We start from the raw sequence: 12,819 nt of genomic DNA on the forward strand, positions 1-12,819 counted from the left end.
ATCCTAAGTGCATATGCGGAGTAAGCAACTCCGCAGAGTCCTGCGCAAACCCTTGCCATACGAGGCTTCGAGGGTAATGCGACCCGGATCCCCATCCCGGCTATCAGAAGCCAAAACGTTGATAGTTGGTTCTTCACGATAAAAAACTCGCCCGGCTCAGCAGGTTTCCCGGCGCTCGTCAGCCTGTCGAAACTTTTCTCCGGCCGGCCCTGTCACTTTTCCAGGATCAACAGGAGTCAGACCATGGCAAGGGCAATCTGGAAGGGTGCAATCAGCTTCGGGCTGGTGCATATACCCGTCGCGCTGGTCTCGGCGACAACGTCGACCAGTGTCGACTTCGACTGGCTCGATAAACGCAGCATGGACCCGGTCGGCTACAAGCGGATCAACAAGGTCACCGGCAAGGAAGTCACCAGCGAAAACATCGTCAAGGGCGTGGCGTACGAGAAGGATCGCTATGTGGTGCTCAGCGAGGAGGAAATTCGTTCCGCGCACCCCAAATCGACGCAGACCATCGACATATTCGCTTTCGTCGACAGTCAGCAGATCCCCCTGCAGAACATCGACACGCCTTATTTTCTGACCCCCGACAAGCGCGGCGAGAAAGTCTATGCGTTGTTGCGCGAAACCCTGGTCGATACCAAAAAGGTCGCCTTGGCCAATGTGGTGCTGCATACCCGCGAACACTTGGCGGCGGTCATGCCGCTGGAATCGGCGCTGGTCATGGTAATCCTGCGCTGGCCTGCCGACGTGCGTGAGCTGGACGCACTGGAACTGAGCGATGCGGTGACCGACGCCAAGTTGAACAAGAGCGAACGTGACATGGCCAAGCGTCTGGTCAAGGACATGAGCGCCGACTGGCAGCCTGAGCTGTATCGCGACACCTTTCAGGACAAGATCATGCACTTGGTCAAGACCAAGGCAGACGAAGGCGAGATCGAAGATGTCGAGTCCGATCCGGCCGAAGAAGAACGCAAGAGTGCCGATGTCATCGACCTCACCGACTTGCTGCGGCGCAGTCTGGCGGGCAAGGGTGGTGCCAGTAAAGGCAAGGCGAGCAAGCCTGCGACGAAGGAAAAACCGGCCGACAAGGACGGTGCCAGACCCAAGCGGCCCGCCGCGCGCAAGAAAACCAGCAAAGCCTCTTGAGCCCTACGGAGTGACCGGTGATGGCCAAGCCCGCCAGTGAATACACCCGCAAGCGCAACTTCGCCATCACCTCCGAGCCTGCCGAAAGCAAGCGCAAGGGCAAAGGCAAATCGCAGCCCGGTGCGCTCGGTTTCGTGATCCAGAAGCATGACGCACGGAACCTGCACTATGACTTTCGACTGGAGCTCGAGGGCACGCTCAAGAGCTGGGCCGTGCCCAAAGGCCCGAGCCTGGACCCCACGCAAAAACGCCTGGCAGTGCATGTCGAAGACCATCCGCTGGACTATGCCGGCTTCGAGGGCAGTATCCCGCAGGGTCAATACGGTGGCGGTGATGTGATCGTCTGGGACCGGGGTGTCTGGCAACCGCACGGCGATCCGCAAAAGACCTATGCGGAGGGCAAACTCAAGTTCACCCTGGTCGGCGAGAAGCTCAGCGGTGACTGGGCGCTGGTGCGTACCCGGCTCAAGGGCAGCGGCAGCAAGGAACAGTGGCTGCTGATCAAGGAAAAGGATGACATCGCGCGACCTGCTGCCGAGTACGACATTACCCAGGAGCAGCCGCAAAGCGTGATCAGTGGTGCTCATGTGGGCGAAGAGCGCAGTACTCCGAAAAAGTCCGCGGCCAGTGCTGCAAACGGAAAAGCCAAGGCCTCCACATCAAAATCAAAAGCGCCAAAGCCAGCGGCAAAACCGACGCGCAGGAAAGCGAAATCGGCTTTCCCGGACACGCTTTCGCCGCAACTGGCGACGCTGGTGGAGGCGCCGCCAGCCGGTGACTGGCTGTACGAAATCAAATTCGACGGTTACCGCATGCTGACCCGCATTGAGGGCGCTGACGTGCGTCTGTTCACGCGCAACGGGCATGACTGGACCGAGCGGCTGCCGGAGCTGGTCAAGGCGCTCAAGGGCATGAAGCTGCGCGACAGTTGGTTCGACGGCGAAGTGGTGGTTCTCGACGAGCAAGGGCTGCCTGATTTCCAGGGCCTGCAGAATGCTTTTGACGCGGGGAACAGCAAGGACATTCTGTATTACCTGTTCGACATGCCGTTTTTGAGCGCGGAGGACCTGCGCGAAGTGCCGCTTGAGCAGCGTCGTGACGCCTTGAAACACGTTGTCGACGCACAGAAAAGTCGCTTGTTGCGTTATTCGGATGCCTTTCAGGCGGGTCATCAGGATATTGTCGCGAGTGCTGCGGCAATGGGCCTGGAAGGGGTGATCGGCAAGCGTGCCGGCAGTGCGTACGTCAGCAAACGCAATGCCGACTGGATCAAGCTCAAATGTCGCTTGCGGCAGGAATTCGTGGTCGTCGGCTACACGGCACCGCAGGGTAGCCGATCGGCGTTCGGTGCCTTGTTGCTGGCGGTCAATGCCGGTGAGGACGGGCTGGTCTACGCCGGGCGGGTCGGCACCGGGTTCACTGAAGTGAGCCTTGAGCAACTGCATAAACAACTGAAGAAGTTGCAGCGCAAGGATTCACCGCTGGCCAAAAAACTCTCCGCGTCCCAGGCACGTGGCGTGCAGTGGGTGGAGCCGAAACTGGTCTGCGAAACCGAGTTCGCCCAGTGGACCCGCGAAGGCATTGTCCGCCAGGCTGCCTTTGTCGGGCTGCGTAACGACAAGCCGGCCAAGGACGTGGTGCGTGAAGATGCTCAGCCTGCCAAAGTAGCCAGCCAGACCCCAACCAAAACGGCAGCGCCACAGGCGCGCAAAAAGGCCGCGCAGGGAAAAGTTGATGTGGCGGGCACCGGGGTCAGTCATCCGGACCGCATCATCGATAGCAAGACCGGCACCAGCAAGATCGAACTTGCACAGTTTTACGAGTCCATCGCCGATTGGATTCTGCCGTACCTGAACAAGCGTCCCGTGGCACTGCTGCGTTGTCCGGAGGGTATCGACGGTGAGCAGTTTTTCCAGAAGCATGCCGAGCATCTGGCGATCCCGCACATCAGACAACTGGATCGTGCGCTGGACCCCGGGCATGCCGCGCTGATGGAAATAGATTCGTTGCCGGCACTGATCGGTGCTGCGCAAATGGGCGCCATCGAGCTGCATACCTGGGGGGCGACGCGTGACAGGATCGAAACGCCGGACCATTTCGTGCTGGACCTTGATCCCGATCCGGCTCTGCCCTGGCGCAGCATGATCGAAGCCACGCAAATGGTGCTCGCCGTACTGGAGGAGCTGGGCCTGGAGGCTTTCCTCAAGACCAGCGGCGGCAAGGGTATGCACATCATCGTGCCGCTGGCGCGCCAAGCCGACTGGGACACCGTGAAGGCGTTCGCCAAGGCCATCGCCGAGTTTGCCAGCCGTCAGTTGCCGGAGCGCTTCACCGCCACCATGGGGCCGAAAAACCGCGTCGGAAAAATCTTCATCGATTACCTGCGCAACAGCCGCGGCGGCAGTACCGTGACTGCCTATTCAGTCCGCGCCCGTCCAGGGTTGCCGGTCTCGGTGCCGATCGCGCTGGATGAGCTGGCGGGTCTGAAGTCCTCGGCGCAGTGGGACATCACCAACCTTGAGCAGCGTTTGAAGCGGCTCAAGGACGACCCGTGGGCCGGTTACAGTAACCGGCGCAAGATCACGCAGAAGATGTGGAAACAACTGGGTGCCAAACGGCCTTGAGGCAAGGCCACTGTTCGGCGTTTGCCAAGGGATACGTGGCGTCGGCACGCCTGACTATGGCTGGCATGCCGGCCGCACGTTGAAGGCTCAGAGAATCCGGTACAACAGTCGCTCGACTCGCACGCGGCTGACACGCTTGAGAAACTTGCGTACGCCTTCAGGGTAGTTGGCGAGGGTGTCGAGTTCGTCATACTGGTTGACGCGCTGCGTGTTGCGCATCAAATGGGCTATTTCCGCTTCCCGTGGTTCGCTCCATCGGCCCTTTGGATCGTCGATCAGCAAGGCGTTTTCCAGGTCCAGGTTGAAGGCGCGAGGGTTCAGATTGTTGCCGGTCAGCAGGGTATAGCGCTGGTCGCCCCAGATGCCTTTGAGGTGGAAGGTGTTATCGCCGTGTTTCCACAGGTGCACATTGAGGCGGTGCTGGGCGATTGCCTTCTGATGCTTGTGGGCAAAGCGCCGCAGGCTGATTTCATAGAGATAGGGCAGGGCCGAGATCACCTTGAACGGCTCATCCGGATCGATGAAGAAGTCGTTGGCGGTCTTGTCGCCAATGATGATGTCGACCTGCACGCCGCGCTTGAGCGCCCGGTTGATCTCGCGGGTGACGGCCACCGGCAGGTTGAAGTATGGCGTGCAGATGGTCAGCTGGATCTTGCTCGATGCGATCAGATCGCAGATGGCGCGGTTGAGATTGTTGCGCGGGCCGACGCCGAGCAGCGGAATCACCCGCATGTCGCCGTTTTCCTTTTCGCCCGCCGAGGTGTCGTAGGCGGCGCGTTTCAGGTCGCCACGAAACGCTCGGATCTCGCTGCGCAAACTGCGTGAGCTGGGTGGCGATTGCAGATCGAGGCGGTGCACGGCCGGCGAAGAGAGTATTTCCCGCTGCACCAGATTCTGGAAAGCGTCGGCCAGTGCCGCGTTTTCGATCAGGTGATAACGGTCCAGACGGTATTTGTCGAGCTTGTGCAGGTAGACGTTGTTGATGCTCGCGCCGCTGTAGATCACGCAGTCGTCGATCACACTGCCCTTGAGGTGCAGCACCCCGAACAGTTCGCGGGTCTGCACCGGCACGCCGTAGATCGGCACTTCTTCATCGTATTCGAGGTTCTGCGCCTGATACCAGGTCGAGTTGCCGGGCTGGCGTCCGGCGCCGATCAGGCCGCGTTGTGCACGGAACCAGTCGACCAGCACCACCACATCCAGCTCCGGCCTCGCGGTTTTGGCGGCGTACAGCGCGTCGAGAATCTCCTGGCCGGCTTCATCCTGTTGCAGGTACAGCGCGATGATATAGATGCGTCGGGTGGCCGAAGCGATCCTTTCCAGCAGGCAGCGTCGATAGTCGGCGGCAGAAGGAACAATGGAGATTGCATCGCTCTGCAAGGCAAAACCACGAAGTGCTGCCAGGGTCGAGCGTCGGAAAGTGGACTGCATAGGCCTCTCGATGGGAAAACCAATAGCCTGTGAGCTTACACGACAGTCGCCCTCCTGTGGCTGTCGCCAACCTGTTTCAAAGCATTGCGCAACGCCACGGAAGCTCATGCGTGCCGGGGGCCTGACACTCCGGCGCAGTAACGCTTGTGTGGCGCCGCTCGATTATCACTTTTCACGTTTAAACAAATGATAAGCATTACCAGTAACATCTGATATCATTTCGCATCCACCCGATCGGCGATGTCCAGGACGGTTGCTTCCGATCTCATTCAACCTGTCTTCAGGACCTATTGATGAACTCACCATCGTTGCCGATGCGCCTTACGTTGCTCGCGTTTTGCTGTTCCATTGGATCTCCGGCCTGGGCCGCTGCAGAGGCTGCCACTCGGCAGGACGGCCCTGTGGTGCTGGGGGAGACCGATATCAGTGCCGACAAGTCCGACCCTCACGCGCTTGCGCCGGTTTATGCCGGCGGGCAGGTGGCGCGCGGCGGGCAACTGGGTGTTCTGGGCAATGCCGACATCATGGACGTGCCGTTCACCATGAGCAGCTACACCGAACAGTTGATCGAGGATCAGCAGGCCGAAACCGTAGGCGACGTACTGCTCAATGATGCATCGGTGCGTCAGTCGAGTGGCTATGCCAACGCTTCGAGTATCTTCGTCATTCGCGGCTTCAAGCTGACCACCGATGATATTTCCTATAACGGCCTTTACGGCGTACTGCCGCGCCAGATCATATCGGCCGATGCGCTGGAACGCGTTGAAGTGTTCAAGGGCCCCAATGCCTTCATCAACGGCGTGACCCCCACCGGTTCCGGGATTGGCGGCGGCGTGAACCTGCAGCCCAAGCGCGCGCAGGATACGCCGACGCGTCGTTTCACCACCGACATCAGCAACGACGGCCGGATCGGCGAGCATCTCGATCTGGGGCAGCGCTTCGGCGAAGGCAATCGCTTCGGCGCGCGTCTCAACCTGTCGCAGCGCGAAGGCGAGACCGGTGTCGAGGACGAAGAGCATCGCAGCAAGCTGTTCGCGCTGGGGCTTGATTACCGAGGTGACAACTTCCGTCTTTCCGGTGATTTTGCCTACCAGAAGCAGCGCATCAACCAGAGCCGCAACACGGTGTTTGTCGACAGCGCTCTGACCAGCGTGCCGCATGCTCCGGACTCGGATACCAATTACGCGCCGAACTGGACCTGGACCGAAACCGAAGACACCTTCGGCATGAGCCGTGCCGAGTACGATCTCAACGAGGACTGGACGCTGTACGCCGCAGCGGGCGCGAAGCACACCCGCGAGGTCGGCGTATATGGCTCGCCAACTGTCCACGATGCCGCAGGCAACACCACGGCCGCACCGTCTTTCATCCCGCACGACGAAGACAACAAGACCGCCATGGCCGGCATCAACGGCAAGCTGCAGACCGGTGCGGTCAGCCACAAGGTCAACTTCGGGCTCTCCGGCATCTGGACCGAGCAGCGCAGTGCGTATCTGTTCGGCGGCACCTCCAGCAACAACCTTTACGACCCTGTCTCCCAGGAGCGCCCGGCACTCGACAGTTTCACCGCAGGCGATCTGAATGATCCCGGCATTGTCGGCAAGAGCCGCATGCGCAGCGTCGCGCTCTCCGACACATTGGGTTTCTTCGATGATCGACTGCTGCTGACCGCAGGCCTGCGCCGCCAGCAATTGCGTGTCCAGGGGTATGAATACGGCAGCGGCCCGCGCAATGCGCTGTACGACGAAGCGATCACCACGCCGGTCTACGGGGTGGTATTCAAGCCCTGGCAATATGTGTCGTTCTACGCCAACCGCATCGAAGGTCTGGCGCAAGGTCCGACGGCTCCGAATACTGTCACCATCAACCCAGGCGAAGTTTTTGCGCCGTCGCGTTCGAAACAGGTGGAAGCGGGCGTCAAGCTGGACATGGGTACATTCGGCGCGAGCCTGGGCGTGTACCGCATCGAGCAACCGGCTGACGGCTACCAGGTTCTGGAAGGCACCGGGTCGCGTTATGTCCGTGACGGTCAGCAGCGCAACCGCGGCGTGGAGATGAACGTCTTTGGCCAGCCTGTCAGCGGCTTGCGTCTGCTGGCAGGTCTGACCCTGATGGACACCGAGGTGAGCGGTACGGACGGTGGCAGCAACGACGGCAATCGGGCCGTGGGTGTGCCGACCTTCCAGTTCAACGCGGGTGCCGATTGGGATATTCCGGGGATCGAAGGCGCGGCCATCAATGCGCGCATGCTGCGCACCGGTGGGCAATATGTCGATGCTGCCAACAACCTGAGCATCCCGACCTGGAACCGCTTCGACCTGGGCGCACGCTATACCTTCAACGTTGCACAAAAGGACGTGACCCTGCGCGCCAATGTCGAAAACCTGATGAACAAGGATTATTGGGAGTCCGCCTATGGCGGTTATCTGACTCAGGGCGAGCCTCGTACCCTCAAGCTGTCGGGCACTATCGACTTCTGATTGACTGGCCGCATCGCCGGATGCGGCCAGCCGCTGGATCAGTAGCCGTTACGCTTCAGAATCGTTTCAATGCTTTCTTTCGCTGGCCGCCCGTAGAACTTCAACAGTTCGGCGGTGCGGTTGGTGAAGAAGCCGTCCGCGCCATCATGGCTGATCCGCTTGAAGTCCTCTGCGTCGTCCACCGTGTACGGGTGGATCACCATGCCTTTCTCGTGGGTCAGGTTGTTCATCCAGGGTTTGACCAGGTCCATATAGCTCTGGTCGCCACCCTTGGCCAGTTGCGACGAAGGGCCGGTGCCGATGGCGCCGTGGGCCTTGGCCCAGTCAATCCACTGCTCGAACTCCTGCGGTGATTTGACTTCCTGGGTCGCGTAATAGCTGGCCTTGTCCTTGGCCCCGGAGTCCTTGAACGCGACGCTGGATTTGGGCTCTATCGAGCCTTCGCCAATCCACAGCAGCATGACCTTGGGCACTTTCGGCATTTCTTTCTGCAGCAGTTCCAGGCTTTGCTTCTCGAACGTCTGCAGGACCACGCGTCCTGGCATGTGCGCGACATTGACATGGCCGGGCGCTGCCGCAGGGCGCTGTTCGAGCCAGCCGCGTTTGGCCAGCAGTTTCTTCAGGTCGGCTTCGACACCGGGAAACTTGTTCGGCACCTTGGTCTCGATGTACAGCCCCGGCTTGTTGGCGCCGCCCTCGGCGATGTCGATGACTTCATCCAGCGTCAGGATCTGCAACCCGTTGTAACTGTCGCGAGCCCTGTCCGGGTAAGCCTTGTTGAACCACGAGCCGGCATCCAGTTGCTTGAGCTCCGCCAGAGTGAACGTGCTGACCGGGTCTTTTACCCGGGTCGGGAACACGTCAGCGATGTTGGTGGTGCGTTCCAGCACGTCATCGTGCAGCGCTATCAGCACGCCGTCCTTTGTTCGCTGGATGTCCATTTCCAGGTAGTCCGCGCCCAGATCGCGCGCCAGGGTGTAGGCCGGGATGGTTTCTTCCGGTGCGTCGAACGAAGCACCGCGATGGGCGATCACCGCTGGCCAGGGCAGGCCGTATTTCTCGCTCAGCACCTTGCCTGGGGCGTCCGCCGCCGCTGCCATGCCTGACGACAGCATCAGGCCCGACATGACAGCCGCAGCCAAAAGGGTCTTTTTCAACAGGGTGGTGGGAAATCCTTGCATGGGCGGGTGTTTCCTTGTTTTTTGAGAAAGCCTGTTTTTATGAGCAGCCTGCGCGCCAGACCGTAGAGCCACTGGTCGCGTCACTGCACGCAACCATAACGCACTCTGCTGATTGCCAATTCTGCTTGCGCATTAGTCTGTCCGGCAAATGCGTCCACTTTATGAATGCTCGGCGTGTTCGGGAAGGCTTTTTTCAGTTCCGGCGTCAGCGGCTCTGCACAAGCGCGTCGAGTCGCGTTAAGGTCAACGTTTTGCTGATCGAGCGGGAGCGCGCATGACAACGGTATTGGTGCTGGTCGAAAACCTGAACACGTATTTGCCGATTCTTGAAAGCAGCGGTTTTCAGTTGATTCGCGCCCCGACGGCCGAACTGCGCGCCGAGGCGATTGCCACGCACGGGCCGAGCATCAGCGCAGTGGTGACACGTGGGCCGCTGGGATTTTTCGCCGAGGAAATGGATGCACTGCCGCAGCTGCGCATCATTTGCGTAAGCGGCGCCGGTTACGAGAAGGTCGATCTGCCTGCCGCGCAGGCGCGGGGCATCGTGGTGACCAATGGTGCAGGCGTCAACGCCGCCACGGTGGCCGATCATACGCTGGCGTTGCTGCTGTCTTTGGTACGCGACATTCCGCAGGCCGATGCCTCGGTGCGCCGCAGCGAATGGCGCAAGGTGGTGCGCCCGTCGCTGGCTGGCAAGCGCCTGGGTATCGTCGGACTGGGGGCGGTAGGGCTGGCGATTGCCAAGCGGGCAGCCGCCTTCGATATCGCCATCGGTTACCACAATCGCAAGCCGCGCACTGACTGCGATTACACCTGGCATGCTACAGCGCAGGCGCTGGCGGCCGCATCGGATTTTCTGGTCATCGCCACGCCCGGTGGCAGTGGTACGCAGCACCTGATCGACGCCCGAGTGCTTGAAGCGCTGGGCACTGACGGGTTTCTGGTCAACATTGCCCGCGCCAGCGTGGTGGATACCCAGGCGTTGGTCAGTGCACTGCAGAATGAGCAGATTGCCGGGGCTGCGCTGGACGTGTTCGACGATGAGCCGACAGTGCCGGACGTGCTCAAGACGCTGGATAATGTTGTGCTGACACCGCACGTGGCAGGCCTGTCCCCCGAGGCTTCGAGAGACAGTGTGCAGATGGTCAACGATAACCTGCTGGCGTTTTTCGCCGGGCAACCGGTGCTGACGCCTGTGACTGAATGAGCAACCGTGCACGCTTGCACGCGAGGCATTGCTGTAACGCCCATTCTGCTGGTTTTGCTGCCTGTTTATAGTCCCCCGGGCTATACGACATCAAACAGGGAGCAGGGCATGGGCAAAGCAGACAATACAGGCGACGGGATACGGATCGGTCTGATGGGCGACTTCAGTGCGGATGTCCCTGCGCATCAGGCCATTCCATTGGCCTTGCAGAGAGCTGCGGATGCCGCGCAGGTGCCGGTCGGTTTCGAATGGTTGCCGACGCCGCGGATCGGCAGCGGTGCGCAACTCGCCGAATTCGATGGGCTGTGGTGCGTTCCGGCCAGCCCGTATCGGGACATGCAGGGCGCGTTGACGGCCATTCGTTTCGCTCGCGAGCATCGGGTGCCGTTTCTGGGTACGTGCGGAGGCTTTCAGCACGCGTTGCTCGAGTATGCCCGCCACCAGCTGGGCTGGGCAGACGCCGAACATGGCGAAACGGCGCCGGACGCGGCAAACGTGATCATCGAGCCACTCAGTTGCTCGCTGGTTGAATCGGTGGCAGCGATCCAGTTGCAACCCGACACGCTGATTGCCCAAGCCTATGGCAGGCTCGACATCGAAGAGCGCTATCACTGCCGCTACGGCCTGCGCCGCGAGCTGGAGTCGGCGCTGTTTGGCGAGCACCTGAAAGTCAGTGGGCGCGGTCTTGAGGGCGAAGTGCGCTGCATGGAGTTGCAGGGGCACCCGTTTTATGTCGCCACACTGTTCCAGCCCGAGCGAGCTGCGTTGCAGGGTCAGACGCCTGCTGTGGTGGCCGCGTTCGTCCGCGCCTGCCTGAGCAACCCGGCATGATGGCCACGCGGGTTGCCACGCCTTACTTCGCCGTGGTGTTCACCTCGTTGCGTACGCCTGACGATGATCAGGCGTACGCCGAGGCGGCGCAGCGCATGGTCAGCCTGGCCCGACAACAGCCCGGCTTTCTGGGCGTGGAGTCGGCGCGCGGTGATGACGGCCTGGGCATCACCGTGTCCTACTGGCGCGATGAAGCCGCGATTCTGGCCTGGAAACAGCAGGCCGATCATGCCCAGGTCCGCGAGCAGGGACGTTCGCGCTGGTATCAGGCGTTTACCACGCGAATCTGCCGGGTCGAACGTGACTACGCGTTCGACGCTTAACCATTCAGGGCATTACCGGTGGCACATAAGCCAGCGTGGTGCCCAGTGCCCAGAGCAGAAACAGCACCAGCGGCGTGTGGACCAGCAGCTGTACGAACGAGAAGCCGATCAGGTCACGCGCCTTCAAACCCAGTACGCCCAGCAGTGGCAGCATGTAGAACGGGTTTATCAGGTTGGGCAGGGCTTCGGCTGCGTTATAGATCTGTACTGCCCAGCCGAGGTGATACTGCAGGTCGTTGGCGACTTGCATCACGTAGGGCGCTTCGATGATCCACTTGCCGCCGCCTGACGGAATGAAAAAGCCCAATATGGCCGAGTAGACCCCCATCAGAATTGCGTAAGTGTCGTGCGAGGCAATGCTGGTGAAGAACGTCGAGATGTAATGCGCCAGGGTTTGCGCATCGCCGCCTTTGACCGTGGTCAGCAGCGCTGCGATCGAACCGTACAGAGGGAATTGAATCAGCACACCGGTGGTGGTGGGCACCGCCCGCGCGACGGCGTCGAGAAAACTGCGCGGCCGCCAGTGCAGCAGAGCACCGAGCATGATGAACAGAAAGTTGTAGGTGTTGAGTCCGGAAATCGCCGTGATCGCCGGTTTGCTCGAAAACTCGTTGAACAGCCAGCCAACGCCCAGCACCACCATCAGGATGATCAGCAGCGGGCTGTATTCCAGCCATTCCCCAGGCCGTGTACGAGGCGGCAGTGGCGGCAGGTTGAAGGCCGGGTCGACACCGCAGGCCTTGGCGTCGCGGGCGCTGTTCGGGCCGGGCGCGGTGGCGTAGGCAACGATCAGTGAGATGACCACCAGCGCGGCGAGCATGACCCCGGATTGCCAGAGAAAGATGGTTTGTGTGAACGGGATCACGCCGGTAATCGCCAGGATCGACGGCGGCAGACTGGCCGGGTTGGCCTGCAATTGCGCGGCCGAAGACGATAACCCCAATGCCCAGACCGCACCCAGGCCCAGATAGGCGGCGGCGCCGGCTGCGCGGTAATCCATGCGCAGGTCAGTGCGGCGGGCGAGGGCACGTACCAGCAGGCCGCCGAACACCAGTGAAAGGCCCCAGTTGAGCAGCGAAGCGAGCATGGAAATCAGCGCCACCCAGGCCACGGCCGAACGACCGTTGCGTGGCACCCGGGCCAGGCGGTCGATCAGGCGTACCGCAGGCGGTGAGCTGGCGACCACGTAACCGCCGATGACCACGAAGGCCATCTGCATGGTGAATGGGATCAGGCTCCAGAACCCGTCACCGAACGCCTTGGCAGCCTCGGCCGGGCGTGCGCCGATGGCCAGCGTCGCCAGCGTGACGATGACCACCGCCAATGCGGCAAATACCCATGAATCAGGAAACCAGCGTTCAGCCCACGCGGCGCAGCGCAAGGCAAATCGGGCGGAGCGGCTTTCTTCTATGTTGGCGGCCATCTGGGGCACCTCTTTTTGTAATTATTATCGGGGAGTGACTTAAGCAGCCGACTATTGCGGACGCAGAGCGTCCAGAACGGCGTTCCCAGGCCGGAGCTTGGGAACGAGTATCGTGCCAATTCTCCGCGTTGGCATGCATTTCGTGACGCTCTGCGTCATACCTTTGCGCA

At 61.0% G+C, this 12,819-nt stretch carries 9 protein-coding genes; 6 read left to right on the forward strand and 3 right to left on the reverse strand.

Going from position 1 to position 12,819, the window contains the following annotated elements; translation table 11 throughout:
* The first annotated feature begins 243 nt into the window (after positions 1-243).
* Both BT119_RS22360 and ligD read left to right on the forward strand, forming a co-directional pair.
* Positions 244-1,149 (forward strand): non-homologous end joining protein Ku, encoded by a 906-nt coding sequence (locus BT119_RS22360; protein ID WP_003370557.1) that lies wholly within the window; start codon positions 244-246, stop codon positions 1,147-1,149.
* A gap of 20 nt (positions 1,150-1,169) precedes the next feature.
* Positions 1,170-3,773, forward strand: coding sequence for a DNA ligase D (gene ligD / locus BT119_RS22365; RefSeq protein ID WP_046719226.1), 2,604 nt, complete (start codon positions 1,170-1,172; stop codon positions 3,771-3,773).
* Between the two features lie 87 nt (positions 3,774-3,860).
* Here ligD and pssA read toward each other — a convergent pair whose 3' ends face one another.
* On the reverse strand, positions 3,861-5,204 hold the full coding sequence (gene pssA, locus BT119_RS22370; protein WP_072366942.1) for a CDP-diacylglycerol--serine O-phosphatidyltransferase: 1,344 nt from the start codon (positions 5,202-5,204) through the stop codon (positions 3,861-3,863).
* Between the two features lie 293 nt (positions 5,205-5,497).
* Between pssA and BT119_RS22375 the strand changes: the two genes are divergently transcribed.
* Positions 5,498-7,684, forward strand: coding sequence for a TonB-dependent receptor (locus BT119_RS22375; RefSeq protein WP_058397928.1), 2,187 nt, complete (start codon positions 5,498-5,500; stop codon positions 7,682-7,684).
* 38 nt (positions 7,685-7,722) lie between these two features.
* Here BT119_RS22375 and BT119_RS22380 read toward each other — a convergent pair whose 3' ends face one another.
* On the reverse strand, positions 7,723-8,865 hold the full coding sequence (locus BT119_RS22380; protein WP_003436427.1) for a glycerophosphodiester phosphodiesterase: 1,143 nt from the start codon (positions 8,863-8,865) through the stop codon (positions 7,723-7,725).
* 274 nt (positions 8,866-9,139) lie between these two features.
* Between BT119_RS22380 and BT119_RS22385 the strand changes: the two genes are divergently transcribed.
* The 3 genes from BT119_RS22385 to BT119_RS22395 all read left to right on the forward strand — a co-directional run bounded on the left by BT119_RS22385 (position 9,140) and on the right by BT119_RS22395 (position 11,226).
* The gene (locus tag BT119_RS22385; protein WP_046719229.1) at positions 9,140-10,072 is read left to right on the forward strand and encodes a 2-hydroxyacid dehydrogenase; all 933 of its coding nucleotides are present in this window, start codon (positions 9,140-9,142) and stop codon (positions 10,070-10,072) included.
* A 108-nt stretch (positions 10,073-10,180) separates the two neighbouring features.
* Positions 10,181-10,903: a CTP synthase C-terminal region-related (seleno)protein gene (locus BT119_RS22390; protein WP_072366943.1), complete on the forward strand. Its 723-nt coding sequence runs from the start codon at positions 10,181-10,183 to the stop codon at positions 10,901-10,903.
* Complete coding sequence (locus tag BT119_RS22395) at positions 10,900-11,226, forward strand: antibiotic biosynthesis monooxygenase family protein (RefSeq protein WP_042930865.1); 327 nt, start codon at positions 10,900-10,902, stop codon at positions 11,224-11,226. The genes BT119_RS22390 and BT119_RS22395 overlap by 4 nt, the downstream gene beginning before the upstream one ends.
* Positions 11,227-11,230: 4 nt before the next feature.
* Here the strand turns inward: BT119_RS22395 and BT119_RS22400 are convergent, their stop codons facing one another.
* Positions 11,231-12,649: a short-chain fatty acid transporter gene (locus BT119_RS22400; RefSeq protein ID WP_003436434.1), complete on the reverse strand. Its 1,419-nt coding sequence runs from the start codon at positions 12,647-12,649 to the stop codon at positions 11,231-11,233.
* Positions 12,650-12,819: the final 170 nt, after the last annotated feature.

It is taken from the genome of Pseudomonas sp. NFACC10-1 (assembly GCF_900119195.1).
In the GTDB taxonomy this organism is placed as follows: domain Bacteria; phylum Pseudomonadota; class Gammaproteobacteria; order Pseudomonadales; family Pseudomonadaceae; genus Aquipseudomonas; species Aquipseudomonas cerasi.

Coding starts and splice junctions, on each gene's coding strand:
- BT119_RS22360 (WP_003370557.1), top strand. CDS start 244: ATGGCAAGGGCAATCTGGAAGGGTGCAATCAGCTTCGGGCTGGTGCAT.
- ligD (WP_046719226.1), top strand. CDS start 1,170: ATGGCCAAGCCCGCCAGTGAATACACCCGCAAGCGCAACTTCGCCATC.
- pssA (WP_072366942.1), bottom strand. CDS start 5,204: ATGCAGTCCACTTTCCGACGCTCGACCCTGGCAGCACTTCGTGGTTTT.
- BT119_RS22375 (WP_058397928.1), top strand. CDS start 5,498: ATGAACTCACCATCGTTGCCGATGCGCCTTACGTTGCTCGCGTTTTGC.
- BT119_RS22380 (WP_003436427.1), bottom strand. CDS start 8,865: ATGCAAGGATTTCCCACCACCCTGTTGAAAAAGACCCTTTTGGCTGCG.
- BT119_RS22385 (WP_046719229.1), top strand. CDS start 9,140: ATGACAACGGTATTGGTGCTGGTCGAAAACCTGAACACGTATTTGCCG.
- BT119_RS22390 (WP_072366943.1), top strand. CDS start 10,181: ATGGGCAAAGCAGACAATACAGGCGACGGGATACGGATCGGTCTGATG.
- BT119_RS22395 (WP_042930865.1), top strand. CDS start 10,900: ATGATGGCCACGCGGGTTGCCACGCCTTACTTCGCCGTGGTGTTCACC.
- BT119_RS22400 (WP_003436434.1), bottom strand. CDS start 12,649: ATGGCCGCCAACATAGAAGAAAGCCGCTCCGCCCGATTTGCCTTGCGC.